Here is a 21429-nt window from a genome sequence, read left to right as displayed (position 1 = left end):
CAAATTAAAAATAAATAATATCGAAACAATCAAAAATAACCTGAATCAGCCATCTGTGCTTATAATCCCCTCATTTTCTGCAATAGCATGCAATGACTTCTACTTGGCCACTTTCATTTTTTGATCAGCAAGCGCCCTTCGCTCCCTTACTTAAGCAGATCAGGCAATTTAAACGCTTTCCCAATCACGCAGATTGGGATGCCACCGACTCGCTTGCCTGTAATCAGCAAGGATTGCCCATTCGCTTTGTAGCCCCTGAAATCATCAGTGATTATTACGAAGTAGAAATCGCCAAAAATGGCTGTGTGGCAACCCGTGCCGACAACTGGCATGATTGCTTTAATGCACTGGTCTGGGGCGTTTTCCCTCAAAGCAAAGCAGCCATTACCGCACTGCATATGAGGCATTTCAGCCCGGATGGCCCACGCGGCGCAATTCGCGATGCAGCCACTTTGTTTGACGAATGCGGGCTGATCCTGCCCTATTGCGACGATGCACTATTGCAGCTATTAATTGACCATCAGTGGCACCATTTATTTCACACGCACCGTACAGAATGGAGTGTAAAAATAAATGCAATTTGCTTTGGCCATGCCAATTATGAAAACCTGCTCAATCCTTTTTTAGGATTAACCGGAAAATGCTGGCCAATTAAAGTCAGTGCTGATTTTTTTGAAAAAGAAATCACAGAACAATGCGCATGGCTGGATAAAAAACTGGCACAATTTCTTGACAGTGAGCAATTAAAAAAACCCCGCCAGCTTCCCCCTCTCCCATATTTGGGAATCCCACACTGGTGGCCGGCGCAGGATGAAGTATTTTATGCAAATACAAACTATTTCAGGCCACCAAGAAAAAGTATTACAAAAAAATAGATGCCCAGTATATTAAATGCAGTGCGTTTTTAATAAAAAATAATTTTGCATATTTTTTCAGCGGGCATTCGTAAGAAATATTTATTTAACCCTAGTTATTTTCATCAAAATTTAATCAAATCTGGCTAGATTTGCACTTGGACCAAGTGCCTCATTCAAGCGCATAAAATTAAACGGTGGAAGCAAATATTAGAAAACGATTAAATATATAATTAAAAACCTATCTGCAACATCTTTTAATCAATATTTATCACCATAGTCTGGATCAGGGTATGATCTCTGGCCGCGCCGGGCAAACAATTATTTATAACCATATTAATTGCCCGCTAAAAAACAGGCTTTGCCTGAAATATAAAACACAAAAGACCTGGCATTTCTCATTCATGTTTACTTTGCATCAATCCTTGCACAATTGTTTTAACGCCGGAGAATTGCCCGCAATGCGCTCATTTTTATTTGCCTCAGCCCTTCTGCTCTCACTTTCTTTTGGGGCACAAGCCAATACTATTGACTTTGATACGGGCAGCGCAGACGAACTTGTTGACTCATTTTATTCAGGGTTAAGATTCTCTGAGGCCCGCTTTGCAGAAAATTTCGCGAAACCGGGCTCTTCTGGTGCTCTGGGTATAGTTAGCAGTCAAGGTTATCAGTGGGATGCCAATAACCCAATCTCTGTCTATTTTAAATATGGAATATCCGATTTCAGCATTGGTGTTTTAGATTTGGGCGAAAATGGCTTTACCATCAACGCTTATGATGAAAACAAACATTTACTTGGCAGTGAAACCAAGTATGGCACGGGAACAGGAGAAGATTTTTACGATATAGTCTCTGTATCCTATTCGGATATCACAAGCATTGAGATGTTTCAAGTGGGCAGTATTTTTGGCGATGGCATTATTTTAGACAATATGAGCTATATACCTGAGCCGATTCCTGAGCCCGAAACCTATGCACTGATGGGGCTGGGCCTCATGACTTTGCTTGCCCGGCGCCATTATCAGCTTAAAAAATAATCCGCCCTCCAATAAAAAGCTAGGCTTAAAGCCTAGCTTTTTTATTGCTTATTCATTACTTGGCAGCAAGCAATTGCTCAATCTGCTCTTTAGGAATGGCACCCGATACAATCTGCCCTGATTTAAAAATCAGAGCGGGTGTACCGCTGATTCCAAGGCTTTCGGCCAGTTTCATATTCTTTTCAACCGGGTTTTCGCAATCACCTGTGCCTTCGGCCATTTGATCTTTGAGCATCAGATTGCTCCAAGCGGCTTGCTTATCGGCAGCACACCAGATCACTTTGGATTTACGTTCTGCATCAGGGTGAATACTTAAAGGCATCAGGAAAGTATAAATAGTGACATTGGTAATGCCATTTAAGCTTTCACGCTCTAAGCGCTTGCAATATGGACAATCCGGGTCAGAAAACACGGCCAGTACACGCGAGCCATTACCACGCACTTCTTTAAATGCCTGCTCCAGCGGCAATTTACTGAAATCCGTTTTTTGTAATTCAGCAGAACGCTGTTCAGTCAGGCTGGATTTTTTAGCCAGATCAATCATATCACCCGCTAAAATATATTCGCCCTTAGCGTCGGTATACACAATTTGACGCTTGCCAATCACCACTTCATAAATGCCTTTCATCGGCGTGGTATTAATTGAGGTAATTTCACGGCCCGGTAATTGCTTTGCCAGTTTCTGTTTAAGCTGACTAATTGAATTATCAGCAGATGCAGAACAAGCGGTCAGCGCGATAAAACCAGCTGCAATCAAAATACGGGAAATCGATTTCATAATCATAACAACCTCAGGCATCCATGGCATGGCGGATTAATTGTCTTTTAAGCCATGGTAATTGATTAGTGGCCCCCAAGCCGAGATTTCTCAAGTTTTTTAACAGGGGGTTTGAATTATTAAATAATTTTTGCAAGCCATGGCACACGCCTTGCATGGTATAAACCGCCTCACGCCGGCTGCGCTCATAACGACGTAAGAGTAAATAATCGCCAATTTGGTTCAATGGCGCACTGGCTAATAATGCAGCCAGTTCAATCACATCACCAAAACCTAAATTCACACCCTGCCCTGCTAATGGATGAACAGTATGCGCAGCATCGCCAATCAGCACGACTTTATCTTTTACTGTTTCGGGTAAGTGATTTAATCGCAAAGGAAATGCGGCAGGTGGCGTAATCAGCTGCAATGCACCTGATTGATGCCCCCCTGCTGCGGCAACGTGCTCACACAATTGCTCTGGTGAAAACGCCATCAGCTCTGCACGTTTTTCTTCATTACAAGACCACACCATCGACATGCGATTGCCCGCCAGCGGCAGCCAAGCCAAAATGCCATCCGGCATAAACCATTGCTTTGCCACGCCCAGATGCGGTTTTTCAATTTCAAAATTAGCAACCACACCAAACTGCTGATAAGGCATGACTTGCGGCTCAATAGCCAGCTGGCTGCGCACCCAAGAATTGGCACCATCGGCCCCCACCACTAAACGCGCGCGCAATTGCCGGCCATCTGCAAGCTGCAGTGTTGCACCAGACTGATCGGTCGTGAGCCTGACTGGGCTTGCAGGTGACAAAATCTGTATCTGCGGCACGGCTTGCACTCCCCGCCACAGCGCTTTTTGCAGTTCACGATTTTCCAGCATAAAAGCCAGCTCATCGACGCCAGCTTCAAGTGCATTAAATTGCAGCGCCGCACCTTGAGCATCACCAAAAATCTTCATGGCGGATGTGGCCTGCAGGCGGTTTGCATCCATACGTTGCCATGCGCCGATACGCTGCAACATGTTTCGGCTGGCACGGCTGATGGCGTAAATACGCTGATCCCAAGAATCTTGCGGCCATTCAAAGACAGGCTGGCGGCCTTCGATCAATAAAACCGAGAGGCTGGTTTCTTTCAGCGCCAAAGCTAAAGCGCTCCCTACCAAACCGCCACCGACGATGATGACATCTGCGTCAAAATTTTCCATGGGGGGAGTTTATCAGGCCGCTTTACGCTTTGGGAACCCGCAAAACGCTCTATAGACCCTTTAGTGTCAAACTACCTTCTGCCACCAAAGGCTTCAAGAAGCATGTCTTCCTGCGGCAAGACCAGTTTTTCTGCCAAGGCCCCCTGCTCCCACTCCTTCATGGCCGGGTGCTTCAGCATCACATCACGATAAATTGCCACATCGTCAGGCAGTGCTACGTTATAACAATGCAAGCGCCAAACCACCGGGGCATACATTGCATCTGCCACAGAGAATGCACCAAATAAATAAGGCCCAATCTCTGCCAGCTGACGCGCTTCCCGCCAAATACTACAAATGCGCTCAATATCCCGTTTTACGCTAAGAACTAAATCCCCTCCCTGTGCGCGCAATTTAATATTCATGGGCATCACGCAGCGTAAATTAGCAAACCCCGAATGCATTTCTGCCGCAATACATCGGGCACGCGCCCTTGCTTTGGGGTTTTTTGGCCACATTTCCGGATGTTTTTCTGCCAAGTATTCAGCGATTGCTAGGCTATCCCAGACATTAAACCCATCGTCGTACAGGCAAGGAAGTAAGCCGTTTTCTACATACTCCCGATAAGCTTGTTCGCCATCCAGAGGCGCATTTTTTTCTAAGAATTCAATATTGAAATGCTTCATTAATATCCAGGGGCGCAATGACCATGAGGAATAATTTTTACTGCCAATATGCAATTGATACATTCCAGCACTCCTTTATTCTGGCTGCAGCGCAGCTCGCTCAACCAGACTATGTCATTGGGCACTCTATTTCCAGACGGACTTACTTCAACAAACAAAACGAACCCCATGGCTTTTAAGCAAGCATGTCCGTATTAAGCCAAAGATAAATATCAGCTGCTAAGCTGATTTATGCTGACTTCCTACCTGCTTCTCATTACAGCCTTTATATGTGGTGTGTGCTTTTTGCAAAGCCAGCCCGTATTACCCCTGCTTTGGCCGGCAATTTGCATATCTTTGCTGTGTTTTATCCTGAGCCATTGGCGTTTTAAACTGGCTTTTTTGATTCTGGCGGCATTCTTAACCGGCTTTTCATGGGCTAACTGGCAGGCACATCTTCGTATGGCAGACAGGCTAAACCCGGCGCTGGAGCAGCAACTCATCGAAATCAATGGTCTGATTACGGATTTGCCCCAAACCACACGCTTTGGTACACGGTTTTTGTTTATTCCGGAGCAAACGCCTCAAACACGTTTACCAGGAAAAATTCAATTGCAGTGGTATGGTGGTCAGCCCGACCGGGTTAAAGCGGGCGAGCGCTGGCACTTTTTAGTAAAACTCAAACAAATTCACGGCCAGAGCAATCCGGGAAGTTTTGATTCTGAAAGCTGGTTTTTGCAACAGGGCATAGGCGCAACCGGCACGGTTAAATCAGGCGAACGCCTCAGCGGGCAGGGAGCTTGGCTGCATCAGATGCGCGCCCGTTTAAGAGCACACATATTAAACGCCTTACCCGATGCACCTTATCGCGGGGTCATGATTGCACTCACGGTGGGGGATCAGGGCGCGATTCCCCAAGAGCAATGGCAACGCTTTGCGGCCACGGGGATTACTCACTTAATCAGCATTTCCGGCCTGCACATTACCCTGCTGGCAGCCATTGCCGCTGCGATCAGCAGCTGGATTTGGCGGCGCATTCCCTGGCTGGCCGCCCGCTTTGCCGCACAACGCGCGGCTTTAATTGCTGGTGTGATCACCGCGTTTTGCTATTGCCTCCTGGCGGGCATGGCCGTACCTACTCAGCGCACTCTCTTTATGCTGGCCATTGCTGCGGCGTGCCTCTGGCGCACCCAGCCCAGTGCCAACAGTGCCATCTGGGCGGCGGCCCTGCTTGTTACGGTCATCATTGATCCCTTTGCGGTTCTGTCGATTGGCTTTTGGCTGTCTTATCTAACCGTTGGCGCATTGCTTTGGGCTGGCAGCAATCAGCTTGGCGAGGAAGCCAAGTGGAAAATGTGGATCAGTACGCAGGCAGCGGCCACTCTGGCTTCTGCGCCGATTCTCTTGGTGGTATTCGGCCAGTTACCGCTGGTTTCCCCATTGGCCAATGCCTTTGCGATTCCAATTGTAAGTATTCTGATCACCCCGCTCGCCCTAGCGGGTTTACTGGATCCTGGAGGCTATTTACTCTTAGGTGCAGAGCGTTTATTTGCACTGACAGACTATCTGCTGCAATGGTGCACCACCTTGCCCAGCCCTGCTTTCAATATGCCCGGCGCGCTCACGCTTGTGCCCGCTGCATTTGGCATTATGCTTTTACTTCTTCCCCGCGGGCTGCCTGCAAGACATTTGGGGCTGATCTGCTGCCTGCCGCTGTTTACCAGTACCCCAAACAGCCTTCAGCCTGGCCAATATCGGGCAACCGTACTGGATGTGGGCCAAGGGCTGGCCGTCATGGTGCAAACCGCGCAGCACCAGCTGCTGTTTGATACCGGCCAGCTGCCCAATGGCGAACGCGTCCTACTGCCAGCCTTACGCAGCATGCATATTCGTCAGCTGGATACACTGATTTTGTCGCATAACGATCAGGACCATATTGGCGCAGCCATCCCCTTACTAAATAAGATGCCCACAAAAACAATCTGGCACAGCCTGCCGGATCAGCATTCACTCTGGGCGCAGTACCTAGGCAGCAGGCAAAACTGCCAAGCGGGTAAAACATGGCTTTGGGACAAGGTACGCTTTACCCTGCTCTGGCCCGACGCCCAGTTTGCAGCCCGCTCAGACAACGCCATGGGCTGCGTGTTGCGGGTTGACAATGGCCGGTACACATTGCTTATCCCTGCCGATATAGGCATCCATGAGGAAGCCCGCTTAATCGAACAAGGCATGGGCAAATCCGACATCCTTTTGGTACCGCACCACGGCAGTAAATCATCGTCATCATTGCCCTTTGTAAGCCAAAGTGCGCCGCAATACGCCATTTACTCCGTGGGCTATTTAAATCGCTTTGGACACCCCAAAGCTGAAATCGTCGCCCGCTACCATGATATCCAGTCACAAAACTTACGCACAGACCAGACAGGTGCATTAATTTTTGACGTGGGCCAGGAGATCAAAGTCACAAGCTGGCGGCAAGCTCATCCGCATTATTGGTCAGCAAACACAAAGTAAAATGGCAAAAATTAAATCAGCCCTAGCCTTAGCAGCCGATTAACCATCCGCATTCACGTATTTATCTTCCCGCATAAAGCCGCCGCACCCAGCCTGACAAGTAAGATAACCTCTATTGTTTGTTAACTTATATTCAGTTAACGTAAGCAATTTTACAGGGTTAACACCATGCCAATCCGGCTCACAGGGCTTTACCGCTACCCGCTTAAATCCAGCAAGGGGCAGCGCCTGCAGCAAAGCGAAGTGCTGAGCAGTGGCTTGCCTTTTGATCGTATGTGGATGATTGCAAGACCCAATGGGCTGCTGGTTACCGGACGTGATTTTCCCAAATTAGTGCTGCTATCGGCCGAGCCCAGTGATGAAGGGCTGACGCTGAGCGCACCCGGCATGCCCACGCTTTTCATTGCCACCTCGCGCTTTAATCAAATCCACCCGGCCAGCGTATGGCAAAGCGACTTCACCGCCCGCCACGGAGCCAGCGATGCCGATGCATGGTGCTCTGCCTATCTGGGAGAGCAAGTCGTATTACTTTGGGCTGGCTTTGAGCTGAACCGGCACAGCAGCACCGAAGTGCCCATTGCCTTTGTGGACGGCCATCCCTTGCTCCTGATTGGCGAAGCTTCTCTGGGAGATCTAAGCGAGCGTGTTGGCCGCAGCTTATCCATGCAGCGCTTTCGCCCCAATTTAATCGTACGTGGCGCTGAAGCCTTTGCAGAAGACCGCTGGAAAAAAATCCGCATTGGAGAGGTGATTTTTAATTTCGTCAAACCCTGCGAGCGTTGCGTATTTACCACGATAGACCCGGAAACCGGCGAAAAATCAAAAGATCAGGAACCTTTGCGCACCATGGCCAAATATCGTAAAAGCGCAGCGGGCGTGCTGTTTGGCCAAAACATCAATGTAGAGAAAGGAGGCATCATTCACGAAGGCATGGCCATAGAAATACTTGAGTAATCCCCTGAAAAACATAATGGAGATATAAAAGTGGTAAAAAAACTTTTCTGGCCCCTGATTTTGTTGTCGCTCTTGCTCTCTTTTGCTATTGCCTGTTTTGCACCTGTTTCTACCAATGCAGCCGCCAGAGCCTCGGCCGTCATCAGCCCCGCCAGTGAAGCATGGCAGGCCGCATTACCTGCCGACCCAATGGCCGCCACAGAAGCCTATATGCAGCGGATTTCTCCAATTAATAAAGCCCGCTCCGATGCTTATTTTGAAGGAGGCTACTGGCTGCTGCTGGCTAATACTCTGCTTGGTATCGGTGCCTGCTGGATTATTCTTAAATCGGGAATATTAATTCGCATCAGAATTAAGGCAGAAAAAATAACGCGTTTTAAATTTCTGCACAATTTATCAATCAGCACCGGCTTTGTATTTTTCTTAACCTTATTATCATTTCCGCTCACGGCGTACCAAAGTTTTTTTCGGGAGCATCAATACGGCCTGTCAAATCTGAGTTTTACGGCCTGGCTGACAGAACAAGCCATCAGCACTACCATTTCAGTACTCAGCATGGGCTTTTTTCTTAGCCTAATTTATTTGCTTATTCAGAAGATGCCCCGCTTATGGTGGGCATTGGGTGCCGTACTAAGTATTGGCCTACTTTCAGTTATGATGTTACTGGGCCCGGTCTATATTGATCCATTATTTAATCAATACCAACCACTCAGTGATCAGAAAATTAAAGAGCCCATTTTATCTATTGCCCGCGCCAATGGAATCCCTGCAGATAATGTGTATCAGTTTGATGCCTCCAAACAAAGCAACCGAATCAGCGCCAATGTAAGCGGTATATTCGGCAGTGCCGCAATTCGTTTAAACGATAACCTGTTGCACCGCTGCAGCCCTTCAGAAATTGAGGCGGTCATGGGGCATGAAATTGGCCATTATGTTTTAAATCATGTTTATAAATTGCTTTTGAATTTTGGATTAATTTTATTATTTGGCTTTATTTTCATTCATAAAATCCTAACTTTTTCAGTAAAGCGCTGGGGGCAAAAGCATAATATCAGGCATCATAGTGATCCTGTCAGCCTGCCATTTTTTATGGCGTTTTTATCTGCTTATTTTTTCTTGATGACGCCGGTTCAAAATACCATTATCCGTACCGCTGAAACTGAAGCAGACGCCTTTGGAATTAATGCGGCAAGACAAGCCGATGGAATGGCCGAAGCTAATTTAAAACTCACCGAATACAGAAAATCTGATCCGGGTTATTTAGAAGAATTATTCTTTTTGATCACCCCAGCCCTAAAAAACGCATCTATGCCGCAATGCGCTGGAAAGCAGAGCATTTGAAATAGAAGCATGCAAATGAATAAAGCCGGCATTGCGCCGGCTTTATTTTTTACGCCTTATTCAACCGGAGCTGGCCTGACCCTCGCAATGACCTGATTGCCACAGCCTTTGTATTCCACCGATTGAAACGATAACATCCGCGCCATCGAAATCCCCCGGCCATGCGGATCAAATGCACGCTCTGGCGACATTTCTAAAAAAGGCTGCCATTCAAAGCCCTTGCCTTCATCGGTAATCGTAAAAATAATGTCTTCTTCTTCCCTGTAAAAAGCCACTTTCACTTTGCGCTTTTCATATTCAGGCAGGCTTAAACGAGCTTCAACCTCATCTTGCCAGCACCCATGCTGTAACAACCGTGTTTTTTCAGCATAGCTGATCGCCAAATTACCATGCTCAACGGCATTGACCAATAATTCTGACAAGCCCAATGCAACCCTTTGCGGTTCCGGGCAGGCATTGGACAGCAATAATGTAAGATGCCGCGCTTCTTCCAGCGTTTGGAAATGAAACTCACCTTTCATTAATAAATGATAGGAGCTGGCCTGTGCCGCAAGTTGTGCATCGAGCTGGCTTTTTTCCCGATGAAAATTAACCGCTGCCGCCACAATCGCCAACAGCATATCGCGCTGAAATGGCTTAATCAGATAGTAATATGCGCCAGCGGCAAGGCCTTCACGCACATTCTCTGCCGCGCCTACGGCCGTTTGCATAATCACCGGCAAATGTTCAAATTCTGGCTGCTGTCTTAATCGGGCAAGCAAGGCCATGCCGTCCATACGTGGCATCATACGATCCAACAAGACCGTATCAAACGCCCGGTCTTGCGACAAAATTTGCCAGGCTACTTCGCCATCTTCGGCCACAACCACTTCGTAGCCAGCATCGCTCAGATGCTCAGACAATATTTCCAGATTAAAAGGTTCATCATCAACGATGAGTACCCTGGCCCGCTCTTGCATGACGTCTCCTTTCTATCGGCGCATGAAGTATTGATTCAAGCTGTCTTGCTCAATAATCAGTGTAATTTTTTTAATTCAGTAAAAGCTGGCTTTGATGATAAACAAGCCACTTTATTTCTTACTTCGCCATTTTAATACTAGCGAAGCAAGCGCAAGCGGGCAGAGGCATTACGCTAATTTGCCCGCCTGACGTTAATTAAGCAGGGCGTATAGTGCGCTAAACTGCTGCGATAATTTATGGTTAGGATCAAGCAACAACAAGGGAATCGCCCGTTCATGAGATTCTCTTACCTTTACCGATGCCCCCAGGAAAACATCCAGCACCGGCAAGCCCTGCACTTGCAACTCTGTAACCATACGCGCAGGCAAGCTTGCACGCGCCTGATACTGGTTCACAATGATTCCTTCTACTGCCAGATCAGCATTATGGTCATTGCGTATTTCTGCCACCCTGTCAATCAGTCCCAAAAGAGCATGGCGAGAAAACTCATCGCAATCAAAAGGAATTAAACAGCCCTGAGCGGCAATCAGGGCTGAAAGCGTAAAGAAATTTAATGCCGGTGGCGTATCCAGCCAAACTTCATCAAAATCACTGGCTAATTCATTGAGCGCCTCACGCAACTTATAAATTTTATGCCGGGATTCTAACTTTGATTCTAATTCAGCAATTGAAGGATGCGAGGGCATAATTGAAAGCCGCTCAAATGGCGTACGGTGAACAAATGCCGCAGGCGCTTTAGCATACATACTAAAATTGAGCACCTGATCAAAAAAATCAAATAAACCGGGCTTAGCCAAATCAAGCCCAGCGCCCAATAGATAATGACTGGAATTACCCTGAGGATCGAGATCAACCACCAACACACGCTGGCCAGCTTTAGCTGCTGCAGCGGCCAGATTAACCGTTATTGTCGATTTACCTACGCCGCCTTTCTGATTAAAAACCACTCTGATTTTCATTTTGCCGTCTCATCACCACATCATTGTTCAATAGATGTTAGCAGCTCTGATTCAACTTGTATTGCATCGCACAATAAATGTGGCAATTATGTTAATCATTGATCATTGGCAAAATGTCAGCAGAGAACGCCCGCTTTTTATTAATCACTCAATTGGCAAAGGCTGCCAGCGGCCATTGAATAATCCCTCAATCGGTTTATAGCGTGCTTTGTAAGCCATTTTACGGCATTGATCAATCCAGTATCCCAGATACACATAGGGAAGCTGCATTTCTCCGGCCAGTGAAATTTGCCAAAGAATATTAAATACACCAAAGCTGCTATTGGGCATATCCGGATTATAAAAGGTATAAACAGAAGAAATACCGTCATCTAACTGATCAATCAGGCTTACCATCTGAACTTCATTATTGATACTAAATTCAGCCAGAAAACTACTGACATTACTTTTTAAAATAAAATTCTGATATTGCTCACGATTATCCTGATCCATCCCTCCGCCAGCATGACGGGCAACCTGGTAACGCTGATAGAGTAAATAATGTGATTCTAAATATTCAAGGCCCATTACCCGCACTTGCAAATCTGCATGCCGCTTCAGCGCACGGCGCTGAGTGCGGTCTGGCTTAAACAGGGCAACAGGAAGCCTGACAGGCACGCATGCTTTGCAATGATCACACCATGGCCGATAAACAAATAAACCACTGCGCCGAAACCCATGTTGCACCAGCTGGCTATAGGCATGCCCGTCAATCAGCTCGGCAGGTACGGCAACCTGAGATCTGGCGACCTGATGATCTAGGTAGCTGCACTCATAAGTTGCCGTTGTATAAAATTGCAGCTGAGAGGTGCGCGTTCGTAAGGAATCATTCATCCTTCTACCCTGTATTGATAAGTCCAAGGCCCGGCAAGATGCTCTTTTGGAGTAAGCCGCTTCAGCCGCTCTATAAATTCATCACGCAAAATCTCCCGCGCACCAAAACGAGCCAGATGATCGGTACGCATCTGACAATCAATCAATTCAAATCCCTGCTGATGTAAATATCGCACTAAATGCACAAAAGCAATTTTGGAAGCATCCGGTTTTCTGGCAAACATGGATTCACCGTAGAACATTTTGCCAATGGCGATTCCATATAATCCTCCTGCCAGCTCCCCATCCATCCAACACTCTGCAGAATGTGCCCAGCCACCGCGATGCAAAGCCCCGTAGCTGGCACGAATCTCATCGCTGATCCATGTTGCTGGCTCTCCGTCCCGCGGTGCAGCACAGCCCTGCATCACCCGATCAAATGCGGTATCAAAACGTACGTCATAGGGACGATTACGCAAAACCTTGTCGAGGGACTTAGGAATATGCAGCTCTTCAGGAAAGAGCACCATACGTGGATCGGGGCTCCACCAAAGAATAGGTTCACCCGGCATAAACCAGGGAAAAATCCCCTCCGCATAAGCCGCCAGCACCCGCCGGGGCGATAAATCGCCTCCAGCCGCCAGCAGACCATTTGGCTCTCGCAGCGCAAGGGAAAGCGCAGGGAATTGCAAAGTATTATCCAGCCACGGAATCACAAATTACGCGGCCTTACATTTTACACAAATGCCATACAAATACATTTCATGGTCCTGAATTTCAAAATTATGCTTTTTCGCAATCTCATCCTGTCGTTTTTCAATTTCCGAATCATAAAATTCTTCAACCTGCCCACACTTCACGCAAACAAGGTGATCATGATGCCCGCCTGCACTCAATTCAAAAACAGATTTACCTGTTTCAAAGTGATGGCGTACTAATATTCCTGCCTGCTCAAATTGAGTCAGCACCCGGTAAACGGTGGCCAGACCAATATCTAAATTGTCAGCAAGCAACAGACGATAGACATCTTCCGCTGTCATATGGCGCTGATCACCTGTCTCAAATAAGTTCAGAATCTTCAGGCGGGGTCCTGTCGCTTTCAGCCCCATTTCTTTTAATTCGTTTGCTTTACTCATGTCTTATCTCCCTGATTTAGGCTATGTGCTTCGGCAAGCGGCCAGATCAGGTTATGATATAGCGTTTAAGTTGGTCACTCCAACCCGCTCTGGAAGAATATCGCTCATGTTGAAGGCAAAAGTACTCATTTTGTTGCTCCCTATCGCGCTGATGACCTCAGCGTGCAGTGTTGCAAATTTTATTACACCTTATAAGCTCGATATCCCACAGGGAAACGAGATCACAGCCGATCAGGTTACTAAGCTCAAAGCAGGAATGACGCGCTCGCAAGTCCGCTTTCTTTTAGGCACCCCCTTACTGAACGACCCCTTTCACGCCAATCGCTGGGATTACATCTACAGCGATGCACGGGCAGGTGAGCTAAAAGAAAAAAAGAGCTTTGTCCTTGTATTTGAAGGAGATAGCCTGATTCGTTTCAGCGGCGAAACATTACCTGCCCCCGCAAAATTCAAATCAGCAGACCTGCCCGCTGCCACAACGGCAGCAAGCGGCGTAACGGCTGCACCAGCCAGCAAGGAATAATCCATGAGCATAAAAATTGCCATTGCCGGCAGCAGTGGCCGCATGGGCCGTATGCTCATCGAGGCCGTACTTGCCCAGAGTGATTGCCAGCTTTTTGCGGCTCTTGATCGTGAAAACAGCTCTGCTGTGGGCCAAGATGCATCTGCTTTTCTTGGTAAAAATTGTGGTGTAAACATCAGCGCCAATTTTGAAAATTTAGCAGGAGCCGATGTTTTAATCGACTTCACCCGTCCTGAAGGCACACTGCAACACTTAGTTGCCTGCCAACAACACGGTGTGAATATGATTATTGGCACCACTGGCTTTGATGAGGCAGGAAAAGCAGCCATTCAGGCTGCAGCAGATAAAATTGCCATTGTGCATGCCTACAATATGAGTGCAGGCGTCAATTTGCTGGTTAAATTGCTTGAAGTCGCCGCAAAAACGCTCAACACCGGCTATGACATTGAGATTGTAGAAATGCATCACCGCATGAAGGTTGATGCTCCTTCAGGAACAGCTTTAATGCTGGGCGAAGCCGTTGCTGGTGCATTAGGCCGTAATCTTGCAGATTGTGCCGTTTATGACAGGCAAGGCATTACCGGCGAGCGTGATCCTTCAAGTATCGGCTTTGCCACACTGCGTGGCGGAGATGTGATTGGTGATCACACCGTGATTTTTGCAGGCATGGGCGAGCGGATCGAAATTTCGCATAAAGCCTCTAACCGCAATATCTACGCACAAGGCTCAATCCGGGCCGCCCGCTTTTTAACAGAGCAAACAACTGGCCTATTTAATATGCAAGATGTGCTTGGCCTGAGCTAAACCACGAAGAGCGGAGAATGCTATGCGCTGGCAAGATTTAAGACGAAGCGATAATGTCGAAGATCACCGGGATGATGAAACCGGCAGCGGCACTTCATCAAGCGGTTTGCCACTGGGTCAGCTGGGTATTGGGGGTGTAGTGGTGGTTAGCATTATCAGCTTGCTTCTGGGTCAAAACCCCTTGCAAGTACTGGGGCTGATCGCAAATCATACACCACCCGCCCCAGTGGCCCGGCATGCGCCCGCACAGCATCCAGCAAAAGACCCGGCCAGTGAATTTGCCCGCAGTATTTTAGCGTCCACAGAGGATGTGTGGAACAAAGTCTATCCTGAAGCCTTTGGCTCAGCCTATATCCGTCCCAAGCTTTATTTATTTAGAAATGCAGTTGAATCCGCCTGTGGCAGCGCATCTTCTGCGATGGGACCTTTTTATTGCCCGGCCGACAAAAAAGTCTATATCGACCTTAGCTTTTATGATGAGCTGGCCAAACGGTACGGTGCTCCTGGTGACTTTGCCAATGCCTATGTGTTAGCTCATGAAATTGGTCATCATGTGCAAAATTTATCAGGTATTTCCGGCAAAGTGCATCAAAAACAGCAGCAGTTATCTAAGAAACAAGCTAACGCTTTATCTGTAAAACTTGAGTTGCAGGCAGATTGCTTAGCGGGCGTCTGGGGCTATTATGCCGCTCAAAATAAGCTATTAGAACCCGGGGACATTGAGGCAGGGCTGGCTGCGGCAAATGCAATAGGCGACGATACGCTGCAACGCAGTGCTGGCCGCGCTGTCACTCCAGACGCATTCACGCATGGCAGCTCGGCGCAGCGGATGCACTGGTTTAAGCAAGGGCTGGAAAGTGGCGCAGTAAATAGCTGTAATACATTTTCAGCCAAGTAAAGCAGGGGCACTTCAATAAGCGGGATTAAGGTTCAGACCGGAAATGCAACAACAGACAAGTTCTGAGCCCTATTAAGCAAGTTAATGATTAACAAGCAGAAACGACAACGGGACGCGAATGCGCCCCGTTGCTTCTTGCGGTAAAACAGATGAAATGCATACTGAAGGTTAATGTTAATAAAAACAACTTTCACTTCAACAGCAGCTACAGGAAAAACACGTACAAAAAATACTACGGTACGGCCACATCTACAGCTACAACCTTAACAGTTCATACATTAAACACACTTACATCTAATACACGCAAAGAGCAGTTACTACGACACCTGATGGCTTTCACGTGATGGCTTGGTTCTGTGCCTTCACTGCACTACAGGCATCCAGCAAAACGACACATTAGCCGCGTCGCAACGGGGGTTAACTTCACCTCCGAAAACAGCACACCTTGGAAACTATTCATTCGATCTCCTTTTGCTGTTGCTGGAGATTTAGTTATACACCTAACAATTTAATCCTGCAACATATCCGGATGACCAAGCCCATTGAAAGTTGTATCCGCCCAGCCAGCCGGTCACATCAACCACTTCACCAACAAAAAATAAGCCCGCAACCTGGCGCGATTCCATCGTTTTAGAAGACAGCGCCTGTGTATCCACCCCACCGCGTGTTACTTCTGCTTTTTTATATCCAACCGAGCCCGAAGGAATAATCCGCCAGCAATGGAAGCTATCAGCAATTGCAGCCCGCTCTTTAGGGGAATATTGTTTCAGCGGTTTGATCTCACCCCATGCAGCCAGCCATGCATGTACCAGTCGTTTTGGCAAAATTTCAGCAAGCGCAGTAGTGATAAGCGCATCCCGATTAGCAGCAGCCCAAAACGCATCAAAATCTACATCCGGCACCAGATCGATCTCTAATGCATCACCAGAGCGCCAGTAACTTGATATTTGCAAAATCGCGGGCCCTGAGACCCCTTTATGCGTCAGTAAAATGGCCTCCCTGAATTCTGTATGACCGCACTTAACGATAGTGTCTTCAATGGCCACGCCCGCTAAATCAGCCCAAAGATCCTGCGGCTGAAATGTGAGCGGTACTAAAGCAGGCGCAAGTGGCATAAGAGGAATATCAAATTGTTTGGCAATTTCAAAGCCCAGCCCTGTCGCCCCAATCGGAGGGATAGATAAGCCTCCGCAAGCGACTACCAGCGAGCTACACAGCCAGGTTTCCCTGCTGGTTACCACCTCAAAACCCGCTTCAGTTTTTTGAATAGAGATTATTGCGGTATCCATACGCCAAATTGCGCCGCCAAGATCAACTTCAGCTTTGAGCATGTCAATAATCGCCTGCGATCCCTGATCACAAAAAAGCTGACCTAGCGTTTTTTCGTGGTAACCGAGGCCATGTGACTCAACCATTTTGATAAAATCAAACTGGCTGTATTGTTTGAGCGCTGATTTAACAAAGTGCGGGTTTTCTGATTGATAGCAGCCAGCCAATGTATTCAGATTGGTGAAGTTACAGCGCCCGCCTCCGGAGATGCGAATCTTCTCAGCAAGCTTGGTGGCGTGATCGATCAAAACAACACTGCGCCCTTTCTGACCAGCCGTAGCGGCACACATCATTCCCGCAGCACCCGCCCCAATAATGACCACTTCAACTACATTTTGCATAACGCTCCACACACAAGCTGGGCTAAAACGGCGTATTGTAACCCACTATCGAAATGACTTACGGAGCAACAATGAATCCAGCAGATGTACTTTCTTTCTGGTTTGGCAGGCAACTTGAAGTTCGAACCGAATGGTTTCGCAAAAATGCTGAATTTGACGCACAAATAAAAGCGCAATTTCTGCCTGCAATCCTTGCCGCTGAAAAAGGTGAGCTGAATCACTGGCTGAACGCCCCTCACTCTTGCTTGGCTTTTATTATTTTATTGGATCAGTTTCCACGCAATATTTTTAGGAATGATGCACGCTCTTTTGCGTATGACCACCTTGCGCTGCAAACCGCGAAAGAGGCAATCAAAGCCAAATATCACGATCAGCTTCAAGCGCTGGAGCAGCTTTTTCTTTATTTACCTTTTGAGCACTCAGAAAATCTTAGCGATCAGGAAGAAACGCTCATGCTCATGAAAGACTGGCAATCGCACGAGCAACTCAAAGGTTTTTATGACTATGCCGTTAAGCACCACGCCGTCATCCAGCAATTTGGCCGTTTTCCCCACCGAAACCGTTTGCTGAACAGAAGCGCTACTGCAGCAGAGCAAGCTTATCTGGCATCACCAGATTCGGGTTTTTAATTAGTTTTAATTGGCATTTTTACAAGCGCAATGCAGGCTACATAGAAGATAAAATCAATGCTCTCAGAATCTACCGGATTGCCCACAATGTATCAGCTTATCGCCTCCGATCTTGATGGCACTTTGCTCAATAACGAACACATGGTGGATGCCTACACCGCAGAAACGCTTCAAACACTCGAAAAAAAAGGCATCCAATTTGTCATTGCCACTGGACGCCATTATCTGGATGTAATGGGGATTCGTGATGTGCTCGGTGTGCGTGCGCACTTAATTACCTCAAATGGCGCGCGGATTCACAGCCCGGAAAACAAACTGATTCATGAAGAAAATATTGAGCCCAATGTCGTACAAGCGCTGGCACAGACCGAGTTTTCGGCGGGTACACTGCTCAATTTTTACTTAGACGATGCTTGGCTAATTGATCAGCACAGCCAATATTTACTTGATATGCACCAGGATTCAGGCTTCACCTATCAAATTAGTGACCTAGCCCGGCACCATGGTCAGGGCGTGGCAAAAGTACTTTATATCGGTGATCATGCACATCTGCTTACCGTAGAACACAAGCTGCGTGAACGCTTTGGCAATACTTTGTATATCACCTTCTCTATGCCGGACTGCCTAGAGGTCATGGCGGCCAGCGTATCCAAAGGGCACGCGCTGCAGGTCGTTTTAGAACGCCTGAAAATGTCTGCCAGTCAGTGCATTGCCTTCGGTGACGGTCAGAATGATCTGGAGCTTCTCCAGACAGCAGGCCATCCGCGCCTAATGAGTAATGCCAACCCACGCCTCGTCGCCGCTCTTCCTGATGTTTTAAAAATTGGTAGTAATGAAGAATCTGGCGTAGCAAAGCATTTGCGCACGCTCTTTCAGATAGCACATTAATCAATTTTAATCACTCCGGGGGCTGTACGCAGCCTCCCCCTTCCAGCCAGCAAACCCTGATATTTGCACGTTTTTTTGCAACACTCTCCTTAGCTCCTGCATAAACATAAAACAACAATTTTTAAAAACTCACCTATCCTATTCCTTAGCTTAGTGTTCAACCTGTCTTGCAGCATTTTTTTTGTTCTGATATAAATAGTACTAACACGAACAATCAAAGCCTCAACTCATGGAAAATTTCCAAATTACGATCCGTGAACTGGTGCGTTGCTATCAGGCATTTGAGCAGTTGTCCAACAGGCACATCCGTGCAATGGATTTAACACCAGCTCAATTTGACATCATCGCTACCCTCGGCAATACACAAGGCATGAGCTGCCGTGAATTGAGTGAAAAGACCCTGATTACTAAAGGCACGCTCACCGGCGTACTCGATCGTTTAGAGGCACGGGGAATCATCAACCGGGAAACCATTAACGAAGACAGGCGAAGTTTCCGTGTTTATTTAAGCGCAGAAGGTGAAGCCATTTTTCACCGCACATTCAAACAGCACCTTGAATATATACAGCCATTTTTTTCAGAGTTTACTGAACAAAAACTGTCAGAAATCACTTGTACACTCGCTGAACTTCGTAGCAAGTTTCAAGACTAAGCACTGCGACCTCACGACCTTAATCATTTTCTAATAGTGAAAAAAATGAGCAAACAACATTACGATAGCATTCAAGTTTTATTACATTGGCTTGTCGCAATCCTCATCTTTGTAGCTTTCGGGCTAGCATGGACCATGGATGATATGCCGCTCTCGCCCACGAAATTCAAAATCATTTCATGGCACAAATGGGCAGGTATTACCGTTCTGGGATTGGTTGCTATACGACTTATCTGGTTAAAACTCAAAGGCGCGCCCCCGGCAGACCCTAGTCTGCCTGCATTGCAACGCAAGCTATCTGCAGGTGTCCATCACCTACTTTATCTGCTGATGTTCGCAATGCCGCTTTCCGGCTGGCTGATGAGCTCTGCTAAAGGATTCCCTGTTGTCTACCTTGGCTTATGGAAATTACCTGATCTTGTTGCCAAAAATGAAGGGCTGAGCGACACGCTAAAAAACAGTCACGAACTATTTGCAACCGCTTTATTAATTTTGATTGGCCTGCATATTGCAGCTGCACTAAAGCATCACTTTATTGATAAAGACACTATTCTTGCCAGAATGATTCCTTTTTTACGCAAAAAATAAATCAGGTATGGTTATCTGCCATTTAATACCAGCACCCATGGAGCATCAAATGATTCGTCATATCCTTAGCGCCACATTACTTACAGCACTTAGTTTTTCGGCAAATGCAGCACAAACACTGGTAACACAAAAAAGTAAAATCGATTTTAGCTTTAAGCAAATGGGTGTAAGTGTTGATGGCGGGTTTAAAAATTTCTCTGCAAAAGTGGATTTTGACCCAAACAAGCCAGAAAAAGCACAAGCTGAAATTAGTGTTGAACTAGCCAGCATTGATGTAGGAGGTAGTGATGGCAATACTGAAGCCAAGAAAAAACCATGGTTTGATGTAGCCAGCTTCCCTAAAGCCACTTTTGTAGCCAGCAGCATCAAAGGATTGGGAAATAATAAATTTGAAGCAAAAGGAAAATTAACAATTAAAGGTATCAGCCGTGATGTAACAACTCAACTCACAGCAAAGCCAGAAGCAGGCAATCTGATTGTAGAAGGCAATTTACCTATTCTGCGCCTGCAATATAAATTAGGTGAAGGCGTTTGGGCAGATACCGAAACAGTTGCAGACCAAGTCATCATCAAATTTAAAATTGCGCTTGCAGGCACGGCAGGAAAATAAAGTTTACCACCCACTGGAGTCATAAGATGAAGCGTTTTATTGCCACAGCATTATTAGCTGGCTTAACCAGCACCGTATTCGCAGCACCTGTTGTATATCAATTAGATCCATCACATACATATCCTAGTTTTGAATTAAGCCATATGGGCTTCTCAATTCAAAATGGTCGCTTCGACAAATCCAGCGGCACGATTACACTGGATGCAGAAAAGAAAACGGGCAGCGTAGACATTAGTATTGACACCCGCAGCCTTAATAGCGGCTGGGAAAAACGCGATGCACACGTCAAAGGCCCTGATTTCTTTAATAGCGACAAATTCCCGGCTATGACTTTTAAATCCAATAAATTGGTATTTGAAGGTGAGAAACTTGTTGCAGTAGATGGTAATTTCACTCTGTTAGGCGTAACAAAACCACTCACATTAACAGTTAGTAACTTCAAATGTGATATGCATCCAATGATGAAAAAACTGGCTTGCGGCGCAAATGCAAGCGCAACGATCAAACGCAGCGAGTTTGGTATGAGTGCATACGTACCAAATATTGGCGACGATGTTAAGCTGAATATTGCAGTAGAAGCCGTACAGAAATAAGCCTTAGCATATTAAATAAAAATAGCTTCCAGAAATGGAAGCTATTTTTTTGTCTGGATATTTAATAATTTGATTCGTCTGCTACAAAATATATTTAGAATTGATTCTAATCTTTACAGTCGGAATTATTCTCTATCAGTGCATTAACAACAGCACTCTATACTTGTCCCCTAAATACCGTAAATTTGTAATTGTTTATGGCTTTCCACCCGGAATAAAAAACCATCAACATACACCAACAAAAATCGTCAATCCGCATAAACAATCATTCTGAAAAAGACAACATTGACGAGTGCAACACCGCCCCTATAGCTACAAAACTATCCTGAACAGATCTGCTTGGTAGTCTGCGTACA

Annotated in this window: 23 protein-coding genes; 14 read left to right on the top strand and 9 right to left on the bottom strand. The window is 46.6% G+C overall.

Translation table 11 applies throughout. The annotated features are described in order from the left end of the window. Positions 1 to 92: 92 nt before the first annotated feature. Positions 93 to 875, top strand: coding sequence for a DUF3025 domain-containing protein (locus DYD62_RS05120; protein WP_115226360.1), 783 nt, complete (start codon positions 93 to 95; stop codon positions 873 to 875). 272 nt (positions 876 to 1147) lie between these two features. Beyond that, on the top strand, positions 1148 to 1891 hold the full coding sequence (locus tag DYD62_RS05115) for a PEP-CTERM sorting domain-containing protein (RefSeq protein ID WP_115226359.1): 744 nt from the start codon (positions 1148 to 1150) through the stop codon (positions 1889 to 1891). Between the two features lie 55 nt (positions 1892 to 1946). Here the strand turns inward: DYD62_RS05115 and DYD62_RS05110 are convergent, their stop codons facing one another. The 3 genes from DYD62_RS05110 to DYD62_RS05100 form a co-directional block, all read right to left on the bottom strand. Then, positions 1947 to 2669, bottom strand: coding sequence for a DsbC family protein (locus DYD62_RS05110; protein WP_115228211.1), 723 nt, complete (start codon positions 2667 to 2669; stop codon positions 1947 to 1949). A gap of 13 nt (positions 2670 to 2682) precedes the next feature. Next, a complete protein-coding gene (locus DYD62_RS05105) occupies positions 2683 to 3858 on the bottom strand; it encodes a UbiH/UbiF family hydroxylase (protein WP_115226358.1) in 1176 nt (391 codons plus the stop codon). A gap of 71 nt (positions 3859 to 3929) precedes the next feature. Next, positions 3930 to 4586 (bottom strand): glutathione S-transferase, encoded by a 657-nt coding sequence (locus tag DYD62_RS05100; protein ID WP_115226357.1) that lies wholly within the window; start codon positions 4584 to 4586, stop codon positions 3930 to 3932. A 168-nt stretch (positions 4587 to 4754) separates the two neighbouring features. Between DYD62_RS05100 and DYD62_RS05095 the strand changes: the two genes are divergently transcribed. The 3 genes from DYD62_RS05095 to DYD62_RS05085 all read left to right on the top strand — a co-directional run bounded on the left by DYD62_RS05095 (position 4755) and on the right by DYD62_RS05085 (position 9311). Continuing rightward, entirely contained in the window at positions 4755 to 7016 is a 2262-nt protein-coding gene (locus DYD62_RS05095) for a DNA internalization-related competence protein ComEC/Rec2 (RefSeq protein WP_115226356.1), read from the top strand. A gap of 168 nt (positions 7017 to 7184) precedes the next feature. Next, positions 7185 to 7970, top strand: a complete 786-nt coding sequence (locus DYD62_RS05090; RefSeq protein WP_115226355.1) for an MOSC domain-containing protein — start codon at positions 7185 to 7187, stop codon at positions 7968 to 7970. Between the two features lie 30 nt (positions 7971 to 8000). Further along, positions 8001 to 9311 carry a M48 family metallopeptidase gene (locus DYD62_RS05085; protein WP_115226354.1) on the top strand — a complete coding sequence of 437 codons (1311 nt, stop codon included), beginning with the start codon at positions 8001 to 8003 and terminating at the stop codon, positions 9309 to 9311. A gap of 56 nt (positions 9312 to 9367) precedes the next feature. On the opposite strand, the gene DYD62_RS05080 is transcribed toward DYD62_RS05085, so the two are convergent. The 5 genes from DYD62_RS05080 to fur form a co-directional block, all read right to left on the bottom strand. Further along, the gene (locus DYD62_RS05080; protein WP_115226353.1) at positions 9368 to 10270 is read right to left on the bottom strand and encodes a response regulator; all 903 of its coding nucleotides are present in this window, start codon (positions 10268 to 10270) and stop codon (positions 9368 to 9370) included. A gap of 192 nt (positions 10271 to 10462) precedes the next feature. Beyond that, positions 10463 to 11230 (bottom strand): ParA family protein, encoded by a 768-nt coding sequence (locus tag DYD62_RS05075; protein ID WP_115226352.1) that lies wholly within the window; start codon positions 11228 to 11230, stop codon positions 10463 to 10465. A gap of 144 nt (positions 11231 to 11374) precedes the next feature. Beyond that, positions 11375 to 12103, bottom strand: coding sequence for an arginyltransferase (locus DYD62_RS05070; RefSeq protein ID WP_115226351.1), 729 nt, complete (start codon positions 12101 to 12103; stop codon positions 11375 to 11377). Further along, a complete protein-coding gene (gene aat / locus DYD62_RS05065; RefSeq protein WP_115226350.1) occupies positions 12100 to 12798 on the bottom strand; it encodes a leucyl/phenylalanyl-tRNA--protein transferase in 699 nt (232 codons plus the stop codon). Before aat ends, DYD62_RS05070 begins: the two co-directional genes overlap by 4 nt. A gap of 3 nt (positions 12799 to 12801) precedes the next feature. Then, positions 12802 to 13218 (bottom strand): ferric iron uptake transcriptional regulator, encoded by a 417-nt coding sequence (fur, locus tag DYD62_RS05060; protein WP_115226349.1) that lies wholly within the window; start codon positions 13216 to 13218, stop codon positions 12802 to 12804. Positions 13219 to 13324: 106 nt separating this feature from the next. On the opposite strand from fur, the gene DYD62_RS05055 reads away from it, so the two are divergent. The 3 genes from DYD62_RS05055 to ypfJ are packed head-to-tail and all read left to right on the top strand — an operon-like array spanning position 13325 to position 15443. Continuing rightward, positions 13325 to 13741, top strand: coding sequence for an outer membrane protein assembly factor BamE (locus DYD62_RS05055; RefSeq protein WP_115226348.1), 417 nt, complete (start codon positions 13325 to 13327; stop codon positions 13739 to 13741). Between the two features lie 3 nt (positions 13742 to 13744). Next, a complete protein-coding gene (gene dapB, locus DYD62_RS05050; protein ID WP_115226347.1) occupies positions 13745 to 14545 on the top strand; it encodes a 4-hydroxy-tetrahydrodipicolinate reductase in 801 nt (266 codons plus the stop codon). Positions 14546 to 14567: 22 nt separating this feature from the next. Beyond that, positions 14568 to 15443, top strand: coding sequence for a KPN_02809 family neutral zinc metallopeptidase (ypfJ, locus tag DYD62_RS05045; protein ID WP_115226346.1), 876 nt, complete (start codon positions 14568 to 14570; stop codon positions 15441 to 15443). Positions 15444 to 15943: 500 nt separating this feature from the next. Here the strand turns inward: ypfJ and DYD62_RS05040 are convergent, their stop codons facing one another. Beyond that, positions 15944 to 17113: a BaiN/RdsA family NAD(P)/FAD-dependent oxidoreductase gene (locus DYD62_RS05040; protein ID WP_115226345.1), complete on the bottom strand. Its 1170-nt coding sequence runs from the start codon at positions 17111 to 17113 to the stop codon at positions 15944 to 15946. 71 nt (positions 17114 to 17184) lie between these two features. On the opposite strand from DYD62_RS05040, the gene DYD62_RS05035 reads away from it, so the two are divergent. From DYD62_RS05035 to DYD62_RS05010, 6 genes are all read left to right on the top strand, one after another. Beyond that, positions 17185 to 17742 carry a DUF924 family protein gene (locus DYD62_RS05035; protein ID WP_115226344.1) on the top strand — a complete coding sequence of 186 codons (558 nt, stop codon included), beginning with the start codon at positions 17185 to 17187 and terminating at the stop codon, positions 17740 to 17742. Positions 17743 to 17829: 87 nt separating this feature from the next. Continuing rightward, a complete protein-coding gene (locus DYD62_RS05030; protein ID WP_115226343.1) occupies positions 17830 to 18630 on the top strand; it encodes a Cof-type HAD-IIB family hydrolase in 801 nt (266 codons plus the stop codon). A gap of 229 nt (positions 18631 to 18859) precedes the next feature. Then, on the top strand, positions 18860 to 19282 hold the full coding sequence (locus tag DYD62_RS05025) for a MarR family winged helix-turn-helix transcriptional regulator (protein ID WP_115226342.1): 423 nt from the start codon (positions 18860 to 18862) through the stop codon (positions 19280 to 19282). Positions 19283 to 19327: 45 nt separating this feature from the next. After that, positions 19328 to 19870 (top strand): cytochrome b, encoded by a 543-nt coding sequence (locus DYD62_RS05020; protein WP_115226341.1) that lies wholly within the window; start codon positions 19328 to 19330, stop codon positions 19868 to 19870. Between the two features lie 49 nt (positions 19871 to 19919). After that, complete coding sequence (locus DYD62_RS05015) at positions 19920 to 20480, top strand: YceI family protein (RefSeq protein ID WP_172476478.1); 561 nt, start codon at positions 19920 to 19922, stop codon at positions 20478 to 20480. 26 nt (positions 20481 to 20506) lie between these two features. Next, positions 20507 to 21073: a YceI family protein gene (locus tag DYD62_RS05010; protein WP_115226340.1), complete on the top strand. Its 567-nt coding sequence runs from the start codon at positions 20507 to 20509 to the stop codon at positions 21071 to 21073. The last annotated feature ends 356 nt before the right edge of the window (positions 21074 to 21429 follow it).

It is taken from the genome of Iodobacter fluviatilis (assembly GCF_900451195.1).
Classification (GTDB): Bacteria; Pseudomonadota; Gammaproteobacteria; order Burkholderiales; family Chitinibacteraceae; genus Iodobacter; species Iodobacter fluviatilis.
The sequence above is the reverse complement of the archived record's forward strand: the minus strand, read 5'-3'. Positions and strand labels throughout refer to the sequence as shown.

Excerpts from the sequence above, each read along its gene's own strand:
- DYD62_RS05075 (WP_115226352.1), bottom strand. The coding sequence starts at position 11,230 with ATGAAAATCAGAGTGGTTTTTAATCAGAAAGGCGGCGTAGGTAAATCG.
- DYD62_RS05110 (WP_115228211.1), bottom strand. The coding sequence starts at position 2,669 with ATGAAATCGATTTCCCGTATTTTGATTGCAGCTGGTTTTATCGCGCTG.
- DYD62_RS05055 (WP_115226348.1), top strand. The coding sequence starts at position 13,325 with ATGTTGAAGGCAAAAGTACTCATTTTGTTGCTCCCTATCGCGCTGATG.
- DYD62_RS05030 (WP_115226343.1), top strand. The coding sequence starts at position 17,830 with ATGTATCAGCTTATCGCCTCCGATCTTGATGGCACTTTGCTCAATAAC.
- DYD62_RS05040 (WP_115226345.1), bottom strand. The coding sequence starts at position 17,113 with ATGCAAAATGTAGTTGAAGTGGTCATTATTGGGGCGGGTGCTGCGGGA.
- DYD62_RS05015 (WP_172476478.1), top strand. The coding sequence starts at position 19,920 with ATGATTCGTCATATCCTTAGCGCCACATTACTTACAGCACTTAGTTTT.
- DYD62_RS05035 (WP_115226344.1), top strand. The coding sequence starts at position 17,185 with ATGAATCCAGCAGATGTACTTTCTTTCTGGTTTGGCAGGCAACTTGAA.
- DYD62_RS05025 (WP_115226342.1), top strand. The coding sequence starts at position 18,860 with ATGGAAAATTTCCAAATTACGATCCGTGAACTGGTGCGTTGCTATCAG.
- fur (WP_115226349.1), bottom strand. The coding sequence starts at position 13,218 with ATGAGTAAAGCAAACGAATTAAAAGAAATGGGGCTGAAAGCGACAGGA.
- DYD62_RS05100 (WP_115226357.1), bottom strand. The coding sequence starts at position 4,586 with ATGTATCAATTGCATATTGGCAGTAAAAATTATTCCTCATGGTCATTG.
- dapB (WP_115226347.1), top strand. The coding sequence starts at position 13,745 with ATGAGCATAAAAATTGCCATTGCCGGCAGCAGTGGCCGCATGGGCCGT.
- DYD62_RS05070 (WP_115226351.1), bottom strand. The coding sequence starts at position 12,103 with ATGAATGATTCCTTACGAACGCGCACCTCTCAGCTGCAATTTTATACA.
- DYD62_RS05105 (WP_115226358.1), bottom strand. The coding sequence starts at position 3,858 with ATGGAAAATTTTGACGCAGATGTCATCATCGTCGGTGGCGGTTTGGTA.
- DYD62_RS05010 (WP_115226340.1), top strand. The coding sequence starts at position 20,507 with ATGAAGCGTTTTATTGCCACAGCATTATTAGCTGGCTTAACCAGCACC.
- DYD62_RS05020 (WP_115226341.1), top strand. The coding sequence starts at position 19,328 with ATGAGCAAACAACATTACGATAGCATTCAAGTTTTATTACATTGGCTT.
- DYD62_RS05095 (WP_115226356.1), top strand. The coding sequence starts at position 4,755 with ATGCTGACTTCCTACCTGCTTCTCATTACAGCCTTTATATGTGGTGTG.
- DYD62_RS05080 (WP_115226353.1), bottom strand. The coding sequence starts at position 10,270 with ATGCAAGAGCGGGCCAGGGTACTCATCGTTGATGATGAACCTTTTAAT.
- DYD62_RS05120 (WP_115226360.1), top strand. The coding sequence starts at position 93 with ATGACTTCTACTTGGCCACTTTCATTTTTTGATCAGCAAGCGCCCTTC.
- DYD62_RS05115 (WP_115226359.1), top strand. The coding sequence starts at position 1,148 with ATGATCTCTGGCCGCGCCGGGCAAACAATTATTTATAACCATATTAAT.
- DYD62_RS05090 (WP_115226355.1), top strand. The coding sequence starts at position 7,185 with ATGCCAATCCGGCTCACAGGGCTTTACCGCTACCCGCTTAAATCCAGC.
- ypfJ (WP_115226346.1), top strand. The coding sequence starts at position 14,568 with ATGCGCTGGCAAGATTTAAGACGAAGCGATAATGTCGAAGATCACCGG.